The organism is Kitasatospora sp. NPDC033851 (genome assembly GCF_055576085.1).
The window spans coordinates 310,043-328,540 of record NZ_JBVIRL010000008.1 but is presented as its reverse complement, the minus strand read 5'-3'; the positions used below and the strand labels follow the sequence as shown (position 1 = coordinate 328,540).

The 18,498-nt window shown below is 72.8% G+C and carries 19 protein-coding genes; 11 read left to right on the top strand and 8 right to left on the bottom strand.

Annotated features, from left to right (window positions below; translation table 11 throughout):
• Positions 1-64: 64 nt before the first annotated feature.
• The 5 genes from ACZ51D_RS18675 to ACZ51D_RS18655 all read left to right on the top strand — a co-directional run bounded on the left by ACZ51D_RS18675 (position 65) and on the right by ACZ51D_RS18655 (position 5,881).
• Positions 65-1,321 (top strand): ATP-grasp domain-containing protein, encoded by a 1,257-nt coding sequence (locus ACZ51D_RS18675; protein ID WP_465621581.1) that lies wholly within the window; start codon positions 65-67, stop codon positions 1,319-1,321.
• Positions 1,318-2,484: an ATP-grasp domain-containing protein gene (locus tag ACZ51D_RS18670; protein ID WP_465621583.1), complete on the top strand. Its 1,167-nt coding sequence runs from the start codon at positions 1,318-1,320 to the stop codon at positions 2,482-2,484. The genes ACZ51D_RS18675 and ACZ51D_RS18670 overlap by 4 nt, the downstream gene beginning before the upstream one ends.
• Complete coding sequence (locus tag ACZ51D_RS18665; protein WP_465621585.1) at positions 2,481-3,731, top strand: hypothetical protein; 1,251 nt, start codon at positions 2,481-2,483, stop codon at positions 3,729-3,731. Before ACZ51D_RS18670 ends, ACZ51D_RS18665 begins: the two co-directional genes overlap by 4 nt.
• Before the next feature lie 100 nt (positions 3,732-3,831).
• Entirely contained in the window at positions 3,832-5,073 is a 1,242-nt protein-coding gene (locus ACZ51D_RS18660; protein ID WP_465621587.1) for an MFS transporter, read from the top strand.
• A gap of 37 nt (positions 5,074-5,110) precedes the next feature.
• Positions 5,111-5,881 carry an FAD-binding oxidoreductase gene (locus ACZ51D_RS18655; RefSeq protein ID WP_465662849.1) on the top strand — a complete coding sequence of 257 codons (771 nt, stop codon included), beginning with the start codon at positions 5,111-5,113 and terminating at the stop codon, positions 5,879-5,881.
• 42 nt (positions 5,882-5,923) lie between these two features.
• On the opposite strand, the gene ACZ51D_RS18650 is transcribed toward ACZ51D_RS18655, so the two are convergent.
• The gene (locus ACZ51D_RS18650; protein WP_465621589.1) at positions 5,924-7,015 is read right to left on the bottom strand and encodes a PP2C family protein-serine/threonine phosphatase; all 1,092 of its coding nucleotides are present in this window, start codon (positions 7,013-7,015) and stop codon (positions 5,924-5,926) included.
• Positions 7,016-7,212: 197 nt separating this feature from the next.
• On the opposite strand from ACZ51D_RS18650, the gene ACZ51D_RS18645 reads away from it, so the two are divergent.
• Positions 7,213-7,569 carry an arsenate reductase family protein gene (locus ACZ51D_RS18645; protein WP_465621591.1) on the top strand — a complete coding sequence of 119 codons (357 nt, stop codon included), beginning with the start codon at positions 7,213-7,215 and terminating at the stop codon, positions 7,567-7,569.
• Positions 7,570-7,598: 29 nt separating this feature from the next.
• Here ACZ51D_RS18645 and ACZ51D_RS18640 read toward each other — a convergent pair whose 3' ends face one another.
• Positions 7,599-8,069, bottom strand: a complete 471-nt coding sequence (locus ACZ51D_RS18640) for a pyridoxamine 5'-phosphate oxidase family protein (RefSeq protein ID WP_465621593.1) — start codon at positions 8,067-8,069, stop codon at positions 7,599-7,601.
• 140 nt (positions 8,070-8,209) lie between these two features.
• Between ACZ51D_RS18640 and ACZ51D_RS18635 the strand changes: the two genes are divergently transcribed.
• A complete protein-coding gene (locus ACZ51D_RS18635) occupies positions 8,210-8,782 on the top strand; it encodes a DUF1697 domain-containing protein (protein ID WP_465621595.1) in 573 nt (190 codons plus the stop codon).
• A 136-nt stretch (positions 8,783-8,918) separates the two neighbouring features.
• Complete coding sequence (locus ACZ51D_RS18630) at positions 8,919-9,464, top strand: DUF1707 and FHA domain-containing protein (RefSeq protein ID WP_360492593.1); 546 nt, start codon at positions 8,919-8,921, stop codon at positions 9,462-9,464.
• 140 nt (positions 9,465-9,604) lie between these two features.
• Here the strand turns inward: ACZ51D_RS18630 and ACZ51D_RS18625 are convergent, their stop codons facing one another.
• The 3 genes from ACZ51D_RS18625 to ACZ51D_RS18615 all read right to left on the bottom strand — a co-directional run bounded on the left by ACZ51D_RS18625 (position 9,605) and on the right by ACZ51D_RS18615 (position 12,135).
• Complete coding sequence (locus ACZ51D_RS18625; RefSeq protein WP_360492596.1) at positions 9,605-10,567, bottom strand: DUF1152 domain-containing protein; 963 nt, start codon at positions 10,565-10,567, stop codon at positions 9,605-9,607.
• Between the two features lie 150 nt (positions 10,568-10,717).
• Positions 10,718-11,119 carry a hypothetical protein gene (locus tag ACZ51D_RS18620; RefSeq protein WP_360492599.1) on the bottom strand — a complete coding sequence of 134 codons (402 nt, stop codon included), beginning with the start codon at positions 11,117-11,119 and terminating at the stop codon, positions 10,718-10,720.
• A gap of 224 nt (positions 11,120-11,343) precedes the next feature.
• A complete protein-coding gene (locus tag ACZ51D_RS18615) occupies positions 11,344-12,135 on the bottom strand; it encodes a hemerythrin domain-containing protein (protein WP_465621600.1) in 792 nt (263 codons plus the stop codon).
• Positions 12,136-12,357: 222 nt separating this feature from the next.
• Between ACZ51D_RS18615 and ACZ51D_RS18610 the strand changes: the two genes are divergently transcribed.
• Positions 12,358-12,879 carry a SigE family RNA polymerase sigma factor gene (locus ACZ51D_RS18610; RefSeq protein WP_465621602.1) on the top strand — a complete coding sequence of 174 codons (522 nt, stop codon included), beginning with the start codon at positions 12,358-12,360 and terminating at the stop codon, positions 12,877-12,879.
• Between the two features lie 126 nt (positions 12,880-13,005).
• Positions 13,006-14,016, top strand: a complete 1,011-nt coding sequence (locus ACZ51D_RS18605) for a hypothetical protein (protein ID WP_465662847.1) — start codon at positions 13,006-13,008, stop codon at positions 14,014-14,016.
• Positions 14,017-14,080: 64 nt separating this feature from the next.
• Here ACZ51D_RS18605 and ACZ51D_RS18600 read toward each other — a convergent pair whose 3' ends face one another.
• Entirely contained in the window at positions 14,081-15,124 is a 1,044-nt protein-coding gene (locus tag ACZ51D_RS18600; protein WP_360492610.1) for an alpha/beta hydrolase, read from the bottom strand.
• Between the two features lie 434 nt (positions 15,125-15,558).
• Here ACZ51D_RS18600 and ACZ51D_RS18595 point away from each other — a divergent pair, with 434 nt between their 5' ends.
• Positions 15,559-16,302 carry an SDR family oxidoreductase gene (locus ACZ51D_RS18595; protein ID WP_465621606.1) on the top strand — a complete coding sequence of 248 codons (744 nt, stop codon included), beginning with the start codon at positions 15,559-15,561 and terminating at the stop codon, positions 16,300-16,302.
• Between the two features lie 55 nt (positions 16,303-16,357).
• Here the strand turns inward: ACZ51D_RS18595 and ACZ51D_RS18590 are convergent, their stop codons facing one another.
• The gene (locus tag ACZ51D_RS18590) at positions 16,358-16,579 is read right to left on the bottom strand and encodes a hypothetical protein (protein WP_465662845.1); all 222 of its coding nucleotides are present in this window, start codon (positions 16,577-16,579) and stop codon (positions 16,358-16,360) included.
• Positions 16,580-16,692: 113 nt separating this feature from the next.
• A complete protein-coding gene (locus ACZ51D_RS18585) occupies positions 16,693-18,429 on the bottom strand; it encodes a carbohydrate-binding module family 20 domain-containing protein (RefSeq protein WP_465662843.1) in 1,737 nt (578 codons plus the stop codon).
• Positions 18,430-18,498 lie beyond the last annotated feature (69 nt).

Below are 18,498 nucleotides of genomic sequence, written 5' to 3'. Positions count from 1 at the left end.
TAACCCTGCCCGGCCGCCCGCTGCACCGCGGGCGGCCGGGCGGTCGAGAAGAGGATTCGTTCACGTGGCTGAGAAAACTGGATTCCTGATCCTCTCGCACCAGTTGATGTCGATGGTGCCGCCGCTGGCCGCCGCGCTCAAGCGCCGCGGGATCAGGACGTACGTGCTGTCATCGAGCCCGACCCGCGAGGTGGAGGCGGCCTGGCAGGACGAGGTCGAGCTGGTGCGGATCACCGACGACCCCGCCCTGCGCAGCTCGGACATCGACCGGTTCCTGGCGGAGCTCTCGGCGGACGGCGTGCGGCTGCTCGGCTGCCTGACCGTCTGGGACGCCTACCGGGTGCTGATGGCGTACGCGAACCGCCGGCTCGGCACCCCCGACCTGTCGGAGGAGACCGTCCGGGGACTGCGCGACAAGCTGGCGATGCGCACCTTCCTGCGCGTCCAGGAGCTGTCGCAGGTGGCCGCCTGGCCCCTCACCGAGGCGCGCTTCGACGCGTTGGAGGACAGGTCGCGCTACTTCATCAAGCCGCGCGAGGGGCTCGCCTCGATGGGCGCCTTCCGCGCCGACCGGCTCACCGACATCGGTGAACTCGACACCCTCTGGCAGCAGGCCTGCGCGGACCGCGCCTACGCCGGCGTCTTCGAGGGTGAACCGTCGTTCATCGTCGAGGAGTTCATCGACGGTGTCGAGTGCAGCTTCGAGACCAGCGTCAGCGACGGCGTGATGACCGTGCACGCCGTGCACGAGAAGGTCGACATGCGCCAGTCCGGCCGCACGACGCTGGAGAACGCCTGCGTCTGCCCGCCCCGGTCCCTCGACCAGGCCGAGGTGCGGCTGGGCGTCGAGCACGTCGAGCGCTGCCTGCTGGCCCTGGGCGTGGACACCGGCGTCTACCACGTGGAGGCCAGGTTCCAGCGCGGCCGCGGCTGGGAGATCGTCGAGGTCAACCCGCGGATCGGCGGCGCGTACATCGTGGCCAGCACGCTGCGGCACTGCGGCGTCGACGTCCTGGAGCTCTGGATCGACCAGCTGCTCGGGCGGACCGTCGAGCCGGTGGCGAGCGAGGAACGCCGCACCTTCTTCCGGGTCTTCTTCGGTGAGCCGGGCCGGCGGGTCGCGCGGGTGGCACGGGGATCCGTACCCGTCGACCTGGTGGAGGACAGGCTGTTCGTCCAGGAGGGCGAGCAACTGCCGGAGGTGGACCGGGAGATCTTCGTCGGCCAAGCCCTGTGGGACGTCACCTCGCTGAGCCCGGACGCCCTCGACGAGTTCCTCCGCGAGAGCGAGTCGCACCTCAGAATCGAGTACAGCGCGTGAACATCGTCATCCTGCACCGGATCCCCTTCCGGAAGATCCGCTACGACCTGGCGATCGACCACCGGCAGCACACCGTTCGCTACCTCAGCGCCCCCGACGGCTTCGACGACCTGCCCGCCGACGCGCAACGCCGCCTGCTCGGCGTCCCCACGCACGACATCCAGGCCATGATCGAGCGCCACGGCGACTGGCTCGCCGACGCCGACCGGCTGATCGCCCGCTCCGAGTACGACCTGCTGCCGGCCGCCCTGCTGCGGGAGAAGTTCGCCATCCCGGGCGACCAGCCGGACGCCGTGCTCCCGGTCCGCGACAAGTGGCTGATGCGCACCCTCGCCGAGGAGGCCGGAGTCCCGCAGCCCGCGTTCCGCAGCGTCGAGGCGTTCCGCCGCAACCCGCCGCGCGAAGGCAGGTTCCTGATCAAGCCCCGGCTGGAGGCGTCCAGCACCGGCATCGAACTGGGCGGCGCCGACCGGATCCTCGACCGGCTCGACGCCTGCCCGGATCCCGAGGAGGTCTTCGTCGAGGAGTTCGTCCCCGGCGAGATCTGGCACCTCGACGGCTGCCTGCGCGACGGGGAGATCGCGGCCCTGGTCAGCAGCGTCTACGTGGGCGACTGCCTCGCCTACGCGCACGGCAGCCCGCTCGGCTCCGCCCAGACGCCCGACGAGCCGGAAGCCGTCGAGCTGCTGCGCCGCACCCTGGCCGTTCTCGGGCAGCGCAACGGCTGCTTCCACTTCGAGGCCATCCGCGAGCCGGACGGCCGGTTCCTCTTCCTGGAGACCGCCAGCCGGATCGGCGGGGCCGGGGTCGCGGAGACCTTCGAACTGCGCACCGGCATCGACCTCTACCAGGCCGACCTGCGCTACCAACTCTGGGGCGACACCGGGCAGATCGAGCCGCGCCCGGCGCAGGACCACTACGGCTGGTTCGTCTTCCCCGGCCACCACCGGACCGAGCAGGCGGCCATCGAATTCGACCCGGACCGGTACGGGAAGCGGCTGCACTCCTTCGTCCGCAACACCCGCCCCGCCGCGCACGCGGGCCGGATCAGTTACGCCACCGCGGCGACGCCGCTGTCCGGATTCGTGCAGGGCAGTGCGGCCGAGGTGCGACACACCCTCGGCGAGATCCTCACCCAGCAGGCAGTCATGGAGCAGCGATGAGCAACCCGTGCTTCGTGGTGACGGGATACAACAACACCCGGATCTACGACGTCGCCAAACTGCGCGACCTCTGCCACGGCACCTACCGGGCGAAGATCGTGCTGATCACGGAGCAGGCGAAGCCGCAGGACCACGCCGCCGCCGACGTGGTCCTGGTCGCCCCGCTCGGCGCGGTCGAGTCGGCCGACGCCGCCCGGCCGATCGCCGAGGAACTGCGCCGGCTCGGCCTGCGGCCGATCGGCATCCTGCCCTTCTCGGACCGCGGCGTCCCGCTCGGCGCGTGGCTGGCCCGGCACTTCGCGCTGCCCGGCGCCGAACCGCAGGAGGCCGCGGCCGGCCTGGACAAGCGGCACTACCGCGGGCTCGAGGCCGCCACCACGACGCACCCGGACGGGTTCCAGCCGCTGCTGAGCCTGCCGGCCCACTCCCTCGGCGAGTTCGAGGCAGCGGTCGCCCGGCTCGGCGGCACGGCGTTCGTCAAGCCGGCGAACGAGGGCAACAGCCGTGGCTGCCAGGTGGTTTCGGACCTCACCCGGTGCCCGGAGATCTGGGCGGCGCTGGCGCCGTACCACGACTCCGGCGTGCTGGTCGAGACGCTGGTGCGCGACGCCCAGGAGTACAGCTGGGACTTCGTCGGCGGCACCCGGTGGCTCACCGAGAAGCACACCACCCAGGACCGCTTCCGCGCGGAGATCCAGCAGATCGTGCCGGCCCCGCTGGAGCCGGACCAGGCCGCCGCCCTGGACCGGGCCGGCGAGCACGTCCGGCAGCTGGTCTCGCCGGGCAACGGCGCGTTCCACAACGAGCTGTTCCTGCGCGAGGAGGGCGTCTCGGCGGTGGAGACCAACATGCGCCCGGCCGGCATGCACATCTGGGACCTCGCCAGGCTGTCCTTCGAGGACTTCGACCCCTGGCGGGAATGGCTGCACTGGGCGGTGACCGGCGAGTTCCGGCCCGGCCGTCCGGAGCCGCGCGCGTTCAGCGGGATCCGCATGCTGCGGGCTCCCGGCGACGGCGTCCTGGCCTCGCTGCCCGACGTCCTCAAGCTCGCCGACTCGCTCGACATCCCGCTCCACCGGTCGGCGTTCGCCGCGTCGCCCTCGGACCGGGTGAGCGCCGGCATCACCGACAACGCGGGCTTCGTCGGCCACATCGTCCTGGTCGCGGACCACGCCAAGACCCTGGTGGACCGGCTCGACGGGCTCGCCGCCGCGATCGAGGCGCGGATCACGCTCCAGGAGCGGTGACCGTCGCTCCAGGAGCGGTGACCGACCTCCGAAGGCGGTGACCGACCATCATCCGGTGACGCACCGTCAGGGCGCACCGCAACCGTCCCGAGGAGGCGGAATGTACACCTGGCGCATCGGGGTCTTCCTGGGCTCGCGCGTCTTCTCCACGCTGGGCGACCAGTTGCTGCAGTTCGCGGTGCCGCTCATCGTCTACGACGCCACCGGCAGTGTGACGATGTCCGGACTGGCCTTCCTGATCGAATGGCTGCCCCGGCTGACCTCGCTCCCCCTCGCCGGACTGCTGGCCGACCGGGTCGGCGGCCGCCGGCTCTACACCACCGCCGACATCCTGCGGGCCACGGCCTGCCTGCTCACCGTGCTGGCTCTGGGCCAGTGGCCCGGGGAGACCTTCAAGCTCACCGCCGCACTGATGGCGCTGTGCGCCTTCTGCTACGCCCAGGCGTTCATCGCCCTGGAGTCGACCGTGCCGCAGCTGGTGCCGAAGGAGGACCTGGCCAAGGCCCAGAGCCTGCTCCAGATGATCAACAGCGGTTCCGGCGTGCTCGGGCCGGCGGCGGGCGGGGCCCTGCTCATCTGGATCCGTCCGGCCGACCTGCTCTGGGCGGCCGCGGCGGTCTTCGCCGTCAGCGCCTGCGGGGTCCTCGCACTGCGCGGGCTCGGTGCGCATGCCGCGGGCACGAGCTCGGCCACGGCTGCCGCCGAGCGGCGCAGTGTGCTGCACGACCTGCGGGTCGGCGTGCGCAGCCTGCGGGCCGAGCCGGTCCTGCTCTCCCTGGTCGGGCTGACGATGACGGTCAACCTGATGGTCGGCATCGCCACGGCGACCGGCGCGGCCCTGACCGTCGGGCACTTCGGGCAGAGCGACAGCGTCTTCGCCTCACTCCAGATGACGGTCGGATCGCTCTCGCTGGCCACCTTCTTCCTGATGCCGTGGCTGCTGCGCAGGGTCTCGGTCTACCGGATCGGCATCGTGTCGTTCGTGGGGATCGCCGTCGGCGGCACGCTGATCACCGTGGCCCCGCTCTTCCCGCTCTACGTGCTCGGCTACGGCCTGTGCATCGGGCTGTGCGGGCTCTTCAACGTCTTCATCCGGATCGAACGCCTGCACTGGATCAAGGAAGCCGAACGCGGCCGGGTGATCAGCCTGATCGTGCTGCTCAACCAGAGCACCATGCCGCTCTCCGGGCTGCTGGTCGCGGTGGTCGGGGGGTGGCTGCCGGTGCAGACGCTCTTCCTCGCGGTCGCGGCACTGGCCGTCGTCGCGTACCTGCTGCTGTTCCGTCCCCTGCAGGGGCAGGCCGTCACCGCCCGCCCGGCCGAAGCCGCCGCCGCGGCCTGAAGTCCTCCCGACCCGAACCAGCAACCGAGGAAGACCGATGAGTAGCCAGGATTTCCACCCGCTCACCGTCCAGGACATCAGCCGGCCGGTCGAGGACGCGGTCACCGTCACCTTCGCCGTCCCCGCCGCCGTCCGGGACGAATTCCGGTACCAGCCGGGCCAGTACGTCATGGTCCGACGCATCGACGCGGACGGCGAGGAGACCTGCCGCTCCTACTCGATCTGCCAGGCCCCGCCGGCCGACGACGGCGCCCCGGCCTCGCTGCGGATCGCGGTCAAGCTGCTCGGCCCCGGCGGCTTCGCCGAGTTCGCCCACGCCCGGCTGCGCCCGGGCGACACCGTCGACGTCCTGCCGCCGACCGGCCGGTTCCGCCTGCGCCCCGGCCGCCGTCACCTCGCGGTCGCCGCGGGCTCCGGCATCACCCCGGTGCTCGCGATGGCCGAGGCGGCGCTGCGGCGCGGCGACGAGTTCGCGCTGATCCTCGGCAACCGCACGTCGGCGAGCGTGCTGTTCGCCGACGAGCTGGCCGAGCTCCGGCACCGCTTCGCCGAGCGGTTCACGGTGCTGCACGTCCTCTCCCGCGAGCAGGGGCCCGACCCGCTGCGCACCGGACGGATCGACCCCGAGCGGCTGCCGGAACTCATCGCGGCGGCCGGCTGCGCCACCACCGACCCGGAGCTGCAGTACTACCTGTGCGGACCGGCGGGCCTGGTCGCCACGGTCGGTTCGTTCCTCGCGGACGCCGGGATCGAACGGCGCCGCATCCACTGCGAACGCTTCGTGGTGGCGGCCCTCGCGGGGCTGTGACGCGCTGACCCCGGCCCGCACCGCCCCCGGTGCGGGCCGGGGTCATTCCGGCGTGAGGGCGAGGACGGCGAGGTCGTCGGCGAGCAGGCCGGCGTACCGGTGGACGTCCTCGGCCAGGAAGGAGACCAGCCGGTCGGGCACGGTGGTACCGAGGGCGGCGAGGCGCGGGGCCAGCGGGTAGAAGGCGCCCGCGGCGTCGCGGGCCTCGCTGACGCCGTCGGTGTAGAGCAGCACGGTGTGGCCGGGAGGCAGGGCGACGATGGTCGGCTTGCCGCGCTCCTCGGCGGGTCCGAGGTGGCCCAGGCCCAGGGGGAGCTCGTCCGCGCAGGGCACCGGGGATATCGTGCCGCCGGTCAGCAGCAGCGGGGTGGTGTGGCCGCGGTTGACGATCTCCACGCAGTCGGAGCCCGGCCGGTACTGCAGCAGGACGGCCGTGGCGAACAGCTCGTCGTCGCCGCGGTCGGCGGCGTCGCGCAGCACCGCGCGGTCCAGCTGGTCGGCGAGCTCGACCAGCCCCGGGGTGTCGTACGCGGCCGCCCGGAACGCGCCGAGGACGTCGGCGACCGTACGGACCGCGCCGAGGCCCTTGCCTCGGACGTCACCGAGCAGCACCCGCACGCCGAAACGGGTGTCGCACACCTCGTACAGGTCCCCGCCGACCAGCACCTCGGCCTGGGCCGAGCGGTAGAGGCCGGCCACCCGCAGTCCGCCGGCCCGCTCGGGCACCGGCCGCAGCACGATGCGCTGCAGGGTCTCGGCGACCGTACGGGCCTGCAGCAGATTGCGGTTCTGCCGGGTGCGCTGCCACGACAGGACGGTGCCCATCACGCCGGAGAGCAGGGTGGCGATGTAGACCCAGACGTGGTGCTGCTCGTTGATGTGGCCCGCGCGCAGGGCCAGGACCAGTTGGAGCGCCAGGGAGCCGCCGGTGGCGGCGGCGGTCAGCACCGGGCCGTAGCTGAACGCGGCCACCACGGGCAGCGCGGTCAGCAGGAAGCCGGCGGCGACCGCGTCCGGGACGACGGCCTCGGCGGTCAGGTCCAGCACCAGCAGGACGACCGGGAGCCACGGGACCCAGCGCGGCACCCGGGACTCCGGCGCGGCGGGGCGCGACGGGCGGGGCGCTGTGGGCACGGCGGGACCTCCTGGCTGGCGGCCGTTCCGGGAGGATAAGTCCGGAATGGTCGGTTTCGTCCCTCCATGCTCTCCCACGGACGGCCCAGCCACGAACGGCCGAACGTCCCGTCCTGCGGAGCCGGGCCCGACGTCGCTCCCGAGCGTCGGCGCACGGTCACCCGGACCGGTGCCGGCGGCTCGGTAGGCTGGCCGGTATGGAGATCTGGATCAACCCGCGCTGCGGCAAGTGCCGGGCGGCGCTCGGCGAGCTGAACGACGCCGGGGTCGAGTACACCGTGCGGCGCTACCTGGAGGAGCCGCCGACCGCGGCCGAGCTGGAGCAGGTGCTGGGGCGCCTGGGCCTGGAGCCGTGGGACATCACCCGCACCGACGAGCAGGCCGCGAAGGACCTGGGGATGAAGGACTGGCCCCGGGAGCCGGGCGAGCGGACCCGCTGGATCGCGGCGATGGCCGAGCACCCGATCCTGATCCAGCGCCCGATCATCACCGCGGACGACGGGCACGCCGTCGTGGCCCGCACCCCCGAGGCCCTCAGGTCCGTGCTGCCGTAGGGCCCGGACCGAGCCCGGGACCCGGCCGGTCAGTGGAGCTGGATCCGCTCCACCGGCCGGCCCGGGTGCCAGTTGTGGACCAGCAGGTGCTCACCCTCGACGGCGGTGTGCACCACCTGCTCGAGCTCCAGCCGGAAGGCGTGGAACGGGGTGGGCGGCGGCTCGGGCAGATCGGCGGCGAACGCGGCGAGTTCGGCCTCGTCGGTGATCTCGACGGCCCGGCCGGAGACCTTGGAGTCCCCGCCGGCCATGGTCTCGTCCCCCGGGTGCGCGTGCAGGGCGAAGCGGGCGTCGCGCTGGAGGTCGCGCGCCTTGACCGCGCCGTACATCGACCCGAGCCACAGGTCGTCGCCGACGAACTCGACCTCCGTCCCGCTCACCCGGGGCGAACCGTCCTTGCGCAGCGTTGCCAGGACGTGGTGTTTGTTGGCCTCGAACCGGGCCCGCACCAGGGGCGCCAGATCGGGAGCCTCCTGCTCGAAATCCTGCCAGGTAGCCATGGCGCCAGTCTGGCACCCGGTGCTGACGACCACCGTTCGTCGCAGCGGGGCCGCGCAGCACCGGCCGGGCCGTCGTCACACACAGTTGCCACACGTCGTTGTCACACGTCGTTGTCGCAGGCCGGTGCCACACTGGCGGGGTGACCACCACGACCACGTACATCGCCTTCCTGCGGGCCATCAACGTCGGCGGCCGGACGGTGAAGATGGAGCGGCTGCGGGCGCTCTTCGCCGAGCTGGGTCTGGAGAACGTCCGCTCGTACATCCAGAGCGGCAACGTCTTCTTCACCACCGGCGGGTCCGACGGCGGGTCCGCCACCGCGTCCGGCCGTGCCGCGCTGACCCGGCGGATCGAGGAGCACCTGGAGCGGTCGCTCGGCTACCCGGTGCCGGTGATGCTGCGGACGGTGGACGAGGTCGCCGAACTGCTCGCCGCCGAGCCGTTCCGGGGCGTCGAGGTGACACCGGACGTCCGGCTGGTCATCGCCTTCCTCTCCGAGCCGCTGCCCGCCGAGCTCGCCGCACCGCACCGCACGCCCAAGGGCGACGTCGAGGTTCTCGGCGCCGACCCGGGGGCCGCGTACCTCGTGATCCACCTGCGGGACGGCAAGTGGGTCACCAAGGACATGTTCGGCAAGGCCTACGGGGGTTCGGTCACCTCCCGGTTCCTGCACACCACCGAGAAGATCCTGGCCGCCGCCCGCAAGGCCTGACGGCCCGTACGGCCTGCGGGAACGGCGCGGAACCGCGCGGCCGGACAGGGCGTCTGGACTGCCGTGACGTACGAACCACGCGCCCGCGCACGGCGTGATCTGGACAGCCCGAGCCGGCCGAGCCGACAATTCGGCCATGACGCCTCCTGAGCTCCCCACCGGCCGGGTCCGGCCCTCCGACGCCGAACGGGACCAGGCGCTCGGGGTACTGAAGGACGGCGCGGGCAGCGGACGGCTCTCGCACGAGACCTTCCTCGGCCGGATGGACATCGTCCTGCAGGCCACCAGCCGCGGCGAGTTGGACGCGGCGGTGGCCGGGCTGCCGACCGGCGGGCCGGTCGAGCGCTTCGTGCTGCGCACGGTCGGCCGGGTCTCCTCCTTCGGCGACCGGCTGAACCGGGCCTGGCGCACCGAGCGGCTGCCCGGGCTGAGCCTGCCGCAGACCGGGGCCGGGCTGCTGACGATCGGCCGGCTCCCCGGCTCGGGACTGCGGCTGCACGACGCCTCGGTCTCCCGGAACCACGCCGAACTCCGGCACGAGGACGGCGGCTGGGTGCTGTACGACCTCGGCTCGACCAACGGCACGCACGTCAACGGGCGCCGGATCGCGGGCGGCGTCCGGGTCCGGCCGGGCGACCAGGTGCGGTTCGGCAACCTGGAGTTCCGGCTCGCCGCTTCCTGACCGCCGGCCGTTGGCCGGTGGCCGGTGGCCGTTGGCCGGTGGCCGGTGGCCGGTGGCCGGTGACCGCCGGCCGTTGGCCGGTGGCCGGTGGCCGGTGGCCGGTGGCCGGTGGCCGGTGGCCGGTGGCCGCCCGTACGGTCTCAGTGCGGGAACTGCCGGGGCGGCCGCTGTCGGGGCAGCTCGTCCTGGAACTCCGCGATGACGGTGGCGATCTGGCGGGTCACCACGGTGCGCTCCAGCCGGTCCAGGTAGCGGTGCTCGGCGGCCAGCGCCTCCACCGTGACGCCGAAGTACATCGCCATCAGCGGATTGACGAACAGGTCGCTGCCCTTGGTCCGCTCGGTGAACCGGACGTCGCCGAACTCGCCGCGCAGGGCCGCCGCCACCGAGCCGTTGACGATGCTGGGGTGCTCGGGGAAGGCGGCCCGGGCGTGCTCGACGGCGTCCAGGTAGAGCGCCCCCTCCCGGCTGTCGCGCGGGATGGAGAAGGCGCCGAGGTAGCCGCCGGCCCGGTCCAGCGCGGCGAGGTTCTCCAGCACCAGCGTGTGGTTGACGCCGTGGAAGGCGTCGATGCCGAAGCCCAGGCAGGCGACCAGCCGCTCGGGCACCTCGGTGAGGCCGGCCACCGCCGCCAGGCTGGCCATGTCCTCCTCGGGGGTGCCGAGTCCGACCTCGTCGCCGCGCATCAGGATGTCGGTGCCGCCGTCCACCAGCAGGACGGCGTCGATGCCCAGCCGGGTGACGAGCGCCCGGTAGCCGTCGCGCAGCGGCTGCACGCCCGCCGACGGGAAGGCCCAGACGGTGTCGGGCATCCTGTGCAGGTGCAGCCAGCGGGCCAGCGTGCGCTCCGGGAAGTAGCCCTCGGGGGCGGGGGTGTCCGGCCGGATCATGGCCACGTCGGGCTCCGCCCAGACGTCGAGCGGCAGGCCGTAGAGGTGGGTGAAGGAGAGGTTGGCGAGGTGGACCTCCTTGCCCGCGGCGCGCAGGGCGAGGGCGATCGGCAGCCCGGCGTACACGTCGAATCCGCCGCCGGCTCCGGCGATCAGGATGCGTTCGGCGGCCAGCAGCCGGGTGATCAGCGGGGGTTGCAGCAGAGAGGTCACCGGCGGGACGGTAGCACCGGGGGCCCCAGGCGGCCCGGGCGGCCCAGGGGAACCGGGGAAAGCCGAAGGGAGGGGGGAAAGCCGAAGGGAGGGGGAAGGTCGGAGGAACCGAGGAGAGTGGAGGGGGGCGGGGTGAGCGCCGGGGAAGGGTCAGTCGCGCTCGACGTGCACCTCGGCGAAGTGGTCGCCCTTGTCCGCCTTGCGGATGGTGACCCGGACGTTGCCGACGGCGGTCTCGGAGTCCTTGTCGACGGTCTTCCTGGTGTCGCCGATCGTCACCTCGGCCGAGCTGTCGGTGATGTGGCCGATCGTCATCTTCATCGGGTTGTCGCCGCCGAAGACCTTGACGGTCTTGGAGGCGTCGGCGCCGTCGGTCTTGATGCCGACGGTGCACTTGTGGTCGTCCAGGCAGAGCGCCACTCCGCCCTCACAGGCGGCCAGTCCGGCGCCGAGTGTCAGGACGGCACCCGTGGCGAGGATCGCCGAGCCGATGCGGAAGCGGGTCCGGAGGCTGGTGCGGTGGGCCTTGGGAGTGCTGCTCGCTGTGGTCATGTCTCGACGGTAGTGGCCCGGACACAGCCAGCCATCGGCCGTCGGCGGGAGGCCTGCCCTGGTGCGGCCCGGATCGGCCGGGTGGCCGAACCCTGAGAGTGCTGGGTCGAATCCCCTAGGGGGCGCCGGGAGTTGACCGACGGACCGGTGGCCGACACTCCTCAGCATATGCCGCAGGCTCATGCCACGCGCGTAGATCGACGGCCCGCGAAAACGCCCGACGGTCAGTCGACCATGATCCCCAGGTCGCCCTCCGACTCGCCGACCGGCCCCCACAGCGGCGCGGTGCAGCGCTGGTAGGTCGCCTGCCAGTGCGGCCAGTTGCGGGCCACGTCGTCGTCGCACTCGGCCAGCAGCCGCTCCACCGCGGCCGGCTCGACGCCGTCCAGCAGCCAGGCCAGCGCGTCCGCCGCTCCCGGTCCGTCCGCCGCACGCAGCAGGTCCAGCAGCTCCCCGAGGCCGCCGAGCCGGGAGCCGTCGGCGACCACCCGGTCCATCCGGGGCAGCAACTGGCGCTCCTCGATCCGCAGATGGGTCTCCAGGCGGGCCGCCAGGTCCTCCATCGCGTACGCCACCGGCCAGGCGCTGCCGGTGTCCCGGCTGGCGATCCGGACCAGCGTGGTGACCCGGGTGAACGAGTGGTCCAGGTTGTGGTGGTCGGCCTCCAGCCAGTTGAGCAGGAGCCGCAGCTCGGGCGCGAAGCGGCGCACGATCGGCCAGATCCTGGTGTCCTGCTGCTCGTGGTGGCAGGTCAGCATCGCGGTCATGAAGGTCCAGTGCCGCAGCAGCGCCTCGCCCTTGTCCTCCTCGTCGGGCTGGAGCAGCCGCAGCGCGTTGGGCAGCCGGGCGAGGTCCCGGCGCAGTGCGGCGTGCACCAGCCGCAGCCCGGCGAACCGCACGGTGGTCAGGTCGTCGTCCGCGGTCCGCCCGTGCGCGTCCGCGCCCAGGGGGTCGGCGCCGGACTGCCCCTGCGCGGGCACGGCGGGGGCGGGCTGGGGCAGCAGGTGGATGGGCATGGCACTCTCTTCACGGCTTGGGGCAGGACGGGTGGTGGCGGCCGGTGAGGACCACCCCAGCCAAGGTGCCCGCAGTCGATCAGAAGCGAATCAATGTCCGATTGACGCGCAGGTCAGGGCGTTTATGGGAGCGGACGCAACGCTTCGCGGCGCCTGCCCCGTGTACCCGGGTGAGGGTGCGCACCACACGCGCCGGGGAGTCCAGGGGAACAGCGAGGCCGCATGTCACCGGAGCAGGAGCAGTCGTTCGACGAGTTCGTCGCGGGTCGGTACGCCGCGCTGCGCCGCACCGGCTACCTGCTCTGCGGCGACTGGCACCTCGCCGAGGACCTTGCGCAGACCACGCTGGTGAAGCTGTACTCGCGCTGGACCCGGCTGCGCGACCCGGATGCGGCGGCCGGCTACGCCCGGACCACACTGGTCCGCACCTACATCGACGCCCGGCGCCTGCGCCGCTCGCACGAGGTGCCCGCACCGGACCTGCCGGAGCCACCGGCAACCGGTCCCCGGGCCGCGGCCCCGGCGGACCCGGAGCGCCGGCTGGCCCTGCTGGCGGCGCTCGCGCAGGTCACCCCGGCCTACCGGGCGGCGCTGGTCCTGCGGTTCTGGGAGGACCAGTCGGTCGAGGCGACGGCGGCGGCCCTGCGGCAGAGCACCGGCACGGTGAAGTCCAACACCAGCCGGGGGCTGGCCCAGCTACGGGTGATCCTCGGCGACTCGCTGCGGGAGATCGCGGCGAGCTGAGCCGGTCCGGACCGGCGGGCCGAGCCGGGCGAGCCTCGGCCGGACGCGCGGGCCGGGGCGCCGAAAACCGGACACAGGGGCGGAACGGGCCGCCCGGGACGAGCGAGAGACGAGAGGAAAGCGGTCTTGAACGGGGACGATCCGGCGTTCGACGCCGACGACATGGGCGCACTGTTCCGCACGGTCCTGGACCAGCCGGAGCCGGCCACTCCCCCGGCACTGCTGCCGGAGGTCCGCCGATCGGGCGCACGGCTGCGCCGCCGGCGCCATCTGCTGGCGACGGTCGCGACCGCGGCCGCCGTGGGTCTGCTGGCCACGGCGGGCTGGGCGGTGCGCGGGCGGACCCCGGTGGAAGGGTCCGGCCGGGAGTTCGTCCCGGCGGCGAGCGCGCCCGGCCTGACGTCCGCCATGCCGAGCCCGTCCGTCCCGCCGTCCCCGGCGGTCACCGGGACGGGCGGCACCGCGACGGGCGGCACGGCACCAGGCAGCACGACCCCGGGCAGGCCGACCACCGGCGGCCCGGCCGCGGACGGCAGCCTGAGCCTGCTCGCCCTGCTGCGCGCCCACCCGCCCGAGGACATCGTGCAGGTCTTCCGGGGCGCCACGGCGAACGACTTCCTGCTGACCAGGACCGACGGCGGCACGGTCACCGTGAGCCGACACCTGGACGGTCCCGCCGGCCCGTCCGGCGGCACCGACTCGCCGTGCGGGCCGCGCTCGAACGCCTGGGGCCCGATGAATCCGGAGGGCGAGGACTGCGTGGGCATGAAGCTCCCGGACGGCTCGACGGTCTGGGCGCTGCACCCGCTGTCGGCCGCCCACCGCGGCCGGGAGGCCCAGCTCCGTATCGTCACCCCGGACGACCTGGCGTACGTCCTGCTGTTCGTCCGGGCCGGCGCCCGACCGCAGCCGGGCGACCCGACCGTGCCGCTGCCGCAGCTGCTGGTGCTGTCCGGGCAGCCGGGGTTCGTGGCGGCGGTCCGGGACGGCTGGGGGGACCCGATCTTCGGACCGACCACACCTCCCGGACCGCCCAAGACCCCAGGACCGTCCACGACCCCCGGACCGCCCAAGACCCCAGGACCGCCCAAGACCTCCACCCCGTCCCCGTCCTCGGCCCTGTCCCCGACTCACTGACCGCCCGCGGCCGCCGAGGCACGGGGCACCGGGCACGGCAGCCGCGGTGCGCGACGGACCGGCCTCAGTCGGCCGCCGGCCCGGCCAGGTTCTTGGTCAGCCACTCCAGGGTGTCCGGGATCATCTTCTTGAAGTCCGAGGTCAGGTGCTTGCCGCCGGGCTGCTCGAAGTACGTGATGCCCACCGGCGGGGCGGCCTTGGCCACCCAGGACTTGACCACCTTGGTCTCGTACGGGTTGGCCCCGCCCGCGGTGACCAGCATCTTCACGTCGGCCTTGCCCTCGGTGACCAGCACGTCGGGGTTGTTGGCCGCGCGCTCGGCGTCGTGGCCCTTCCACAGCAGCGAGTCCGGGATGAAGTAGCCGTCGATCGGCACCGCGGCCTTGTAGACGTCGGGGTACTGCAGGGCGAGCTTGGCGCTGCAGAAGCCGCCGGTGGAGGCGCCCATCACGCCCCAGCCGTCGCGGCCGCGCACGGTGCGGAAGTTGGCGCGGACGAAGTCCGGGATGTCCTGGGCCATCCAGGTGGCCATCTTGGGCTGGCCCGGGATGTCGGAGCAGTCCAGCGCGTTCTTCTCGTCGCCGTTGAAGTTCTGCACCGGCATGACCATGATGAACGGGTGGGACTTGCCCTCCTTGACCAGCCGCTCGTTCTCCTCCTGGATCGGCAACTGGTTGTCGGTCCAGGTGTTGTAGCCGTTGCTCTGGCCGCCCGCGAAGAGGGTGAGCACCGGGAAGCCGGTCTTGGCGAACTTGGGGTCGTTGTACTCGGGCGGCAGCCAGACCCAGACCTTGCCGGCGACACCGGACTTCGCGCCGGTCACGGTGGTCAGGAAGATCGGGCCGGCGGCGGTGTCCCGGACCTTGCTGAGGTTGGCGTTCGGGCCGGTCGGCATCAGCACCTTGCCGGTGCCGGCCGAGATCGCCGTGCCCGAGCCGGCGCCGGTCGGGGTTCCCTCGGCGCTGCCGGTCGAGGCGGGCCCGGCGTCCGGCTTGGCGCTGTCGCCCTTCCCACCACCGGAACTCCCGCAAGCCGCGAGCGAGGCGGCCAGGGCGAGCAGGGCGGCGCCGGACAGGACGGCACGGGAACGGGACGACTGCCTAAGCACGGTGAGGACTCTCCGACCGATGTCGCGCCCGGTCCGTCGACCGGGCGGCGGCCCCCCGGTGGGGCCGGACAGACCCGGGGACACGACGCTGGTACGGCCCCCGGAGTGATGGCGTGCCGTCCCTCGCGGGGGCGCGCCTTCCTGCGATCTTATGACGTGGCCCGGGATGGGCCGGTTGCGCGTCGGCCACCGGAAATCCAATGTTTGTTCGCGATCGGGTAAAACCCTTCACCACTCCCGTCGGGTGGCGGGGGCCGGACGGCGGGGGTCACAGCCGCGCGCTCGTCCGGTCGGCGGATTTTGGGTGTTTTCGACCAGTGACGGCGGCCCGCGGATCCGGAACGATCTCCTCGAGGACCGACCGGGACACCGCCACTGCCACTGCCACTGCCACTGCCACCGTCACTGCGTGCACCGCCACCGAGGAGAGCGCCATGCCCCAGCAGATCGCCGTCGTCACCGGAGCAGGGAGCGGCGTCGGCCGGGCCGTGGCGGTGGAACTGGCCGCGGCCGGCTGGCTGCCCGTGCTGGCCGGCCGGCGGGCCGAGCCGCTGCACGAGACCGCCCGGCTCTGCGGCGCCCCGGCCGACGTGGTGCCGACCGACGTCACCGACCCGGCAGCCGTGGACGCGCTGTTCGCCGCGGCCGCCGAGCGGCACGGCCGGGTGGACCTGCTGTTCAACAACGCCGGCAGCTTCGGCCCGGCCGTCCCGGTGGAGGAGCTGGAGGTCGAGGCCTGGCGGGCGGTGGTCGACCTCAACCTGACCGGCGCCTTCCTCTGCGCCCGGGCGGCGTTCCGGCAGATGAGGGCCCAGGACCCGCAGGGCGGCCGGATCATCAACAACGGCTCGATCTCGGCGCACGTCCCGCGCCCGCACTCGATCGCCTACACGGCGACCAAGCACGCGGTCACCGGCCTGACCAAGTCGCTGTCCCTGGACGGCCGCCCCTACCGGATCGCCTGCGGGCAGATTGACATCGGCAACGCGGCGACCGACATGACGGCGGCGATGAGCGCGGGCGTCCGGCAGGCGGACGGCCGGATCGCCCCCGAGCCGACCATGGACGTGGCCGACGTCGCACGGACCGTACGGCACATGGCCGCGCTGCCGCTGGAGGCCAATGTGCAGTTCGCCACCGTGATGGCGACCGCCATGCCGTACATCGGGCGCGGCTGAGCACCCGCCTCGTGCCTGGGGCGCGGCCGGCGGAACGCCGTACGTCGGGGCGCGCTCACTCGTCGTGCGAGTGCCGGTAGCGCAGCGCCTCGCCGTCCTCGTCCAGCCGGTAGACGCTGGTGGTCGGCCAGTACTCGCCGCTCTCGGCGGCGGGCAGTTCGGCGCGGAGCACCATCCGCAGGGCGGGCGGCGGGGCGTCGGCGTTGACGCGCTTGCGGTGGCCGTCCCAGCGGCCGCCGCACAGTTCGAGGTCCAGGACGAGGGGGGTGGTTCTCATCCCGCGATGGTGTCAGCGCCCCTTCGCCCACCGGGGTTTGAAACCGCGCGGCCACCCGTACGAGGGAACCCCGTCAGAGCATGCTGACGGGGTTCCCGGGGACGGCGAGGAGGCTACGGCCGCCAGGTGTCGTTCAGCGTGACGACCCCGCCGGCGGGCACGGTCGCCGTCCGGTTGGCGCCGGACTCCCAGGTCACCGCGCCGTTGGCGTCCTTGCGGACGTACTTGTACTGGACGGAGGTGCCGGCCGGCAGCGAGAGCGCGAGCGACCAGACCGGGTAGCCGGCGGACGAGAGCGGCAGCGCCTTCGCCGGGTCCCAGCCGCCGAGCGCCGCGGCGTCGCCGACCACGTAGACGTTCTGCCCGTACCCGGTGGTCGCGTTGACGTTGAAGGAGGCGCCGGAGACGGTCGTACCCGGCTGGACGTACAGCGCGACCGCGTCGCCCGCGCCGACCGTCGCGGTGAACTGCCCGTTGGCGCCCACCTGGTAGGTCGGGCCGGTGCAGCCGCCGCCCGCCTGCGGGTCGCCGTGCTGGACGTCGCAGTAGGTGCCGGCCGGCAGCCCGGTCTGGAAGGTCTGGGTGATCGCGCCGCTCTCGTGGTTGATCGCGACGTAGCCCTTGTTGCCGCGGCCGAAGGCGATCGCGTTGTTGCCGTCGGACCACCAGTCGGTCACCCCGGTGCCCGCCACGGCGTTGCGGAAGCCGACCATGTTGGCGATCTGCCGCCAGGCGTGGGTGCAGTTCCAGCCGTCCTGGTAGCAGGCGTTGACGGTGCCGCCGTTCGGCGGGCCGTCGTCCTTGTTGGTGAAGGAGTAGCCGGAGTAGACGTTGGGGGCGCCGTACGGCGAGGCCAGAAGGAAGACGTTGGCCAGCGTGTAGGTGTTGCCGTAGGTGTAGTTGAGGGTGGAGCCGTTGCGCTCGGTGTCCCAGTTGTCGATGAAGCTGCGCGCCTGGTCGCTCGGCAGGTAGCCCCAGGAGGCGCCCCAGCCGTTGAGGTTGGCGAGCTTGTCGGCGGTGAACATGCGCTTGAGGTCGGTGCCGACCCGGAACTCGTCCACGTCGCCGGTGCCGGTGTACTCGGTGGGCTGGATCGGCTCGCCGGCGCCGTAGATGACCTCCTGGGCCCAGTAGGCCTTGGGGTTGGCCGTCTTCGCCTTGATCGCGGCGAGGTCGGCGGCGGCGATGTGCTTGGCGGCGTCGATCCGGTAGCCGTCCACGCCGAGCGAGCCGAGGTCGTCCAGGTAGTGCGCGATGGTGGTCTGGACGTACGCGCTTCCGGTGTCCAGGTCGGCGAGGTTCACCAGCTCGCAGTTCTGGATGTTGGCGCGGTTCTGGTAGTCGGAGATCGGCTGGCGGCAGGAGTGGAAGTCCTGGTCCTGGTAGGTGCCGGGGTAGCTGTACTTGGTGTACGCGGTGCCGCCGGTGCCGGTGCCGGAGCCGGCCGACATGTGGTTGACCACCGCGTCGGCGATCACCTTGACCCCGGCCGCGTGGCAGGTGTCGACCATGTTCTTGAAGGACGTGCGGTCGCCGAGCCGACCGGCGATCCGGTAGCTGACCGGCTGGTAGGAGGTCCACCACTGCGGGCCCTGGATGTGTTCCTGCGGCGGGGAGACCTCGACGAAGCCGTAGCCCTTGGGGCCGAGCGTCGAGGTGCAGGCCTGGGCGACCGAGTCGAAGCGCCACTCGAAGAGGGTGGCGGTGACGTCCTTGCCGTTGTTCGCGGGCGGGGAGGCCTGGGCGGCGGGGGCACCGAGGATGGTGCCGAACGAGAGCGCGAGCGCCGCCGAGGCGGCGAGCGCGCCGGCCGCGCGGGCGGGCCGGCGGGTGGGGGCGGTGGTGACCACGTCGTCTCCTGGGGGTGGCTGGGGTGGGGCAGCCGGTGGTGAATCCTGCAGGAAGTTTCTGTAACTTGC

Coding starts and splice junctions, on each gene's coding strand:
- ACZ51D_RS18665 (WP_465621585.1), top strand. CDS start 2,481: ATGAGCAACCCGTGCTTCGTGGTGACGGGATACAACAACACCCGGATC.
- ACZ51D_RS18660 (WP_465621587.1), top strand. CDS start 3,832: ATGTACACCTGGCGCATCGGGGTCTTCCTGGGCTCGCGCGTCTTCTCC.
- ACZ51D_RS18655 (WP_465662849.1), top strand. CDS start 5,111: ATGAGTAGCCAGGATTTCCACCCGCTCACCGTCCAGGACATCAGCCGG.
- ACZ51D_RS18645 (WP_465621591.1), top strand. CDS start 7,213: ATGGAGATCTGGATCAACCCGCGCTGCGGCAAGTGCCGGGCGGCGCTC.
- ACZ51D_RS18640 (WP_465621593.1), bottom strand. CDS start 8,069: ATGGCTACCTGGCAGGATTTCGAGCAGGAGGCTCCCGATCTGGCGCCC.
- ACZ51D_RS18630 (WP_360492593.1), top strand. CDS start 8,919: ATGACGCCTCCTGAGCTCCCCACCGGCCGGGTCCGGCCCTCCGACGCC.
- ACZ51D_RS18620 (WP_360492599.1), bottom strand. CDS start 11,119: ATGACCACAGCGAGCAGCACTCCCAAGGCCCACCGCACCAGCCTCCGG.
- ACZ51D_RS18615 (WP_465621600.1), bottom strand. CDS start 12,135: ATGCCCATCCACCTGCTGCCCCAGCCCGCCCCCGCCGTGCCCGCGCAG.
- ACZ51D_RS18610 (WP_465621602.1), top strand. CDS start 12,358: ATGTCACCGGAGCAGGAGCAGTCGTTCGACGAGTTCGTCGCGGGTCGG.
- ACZ51D_RS18595 (WP_465621606.1), top strand. CDS start 15,559: ATGCCCCAGCAGATCGCCGTCGTCACCGGAGCAGGGAGCGGCGTCGGC.
- ACZ51D_RS18590 (WP_465662845.1), bottom strand. CDS start 16,579: ATGAGAACCACCCCCCTCGTCCTGGACCTCGAACTGTGCGGCGGCCGC.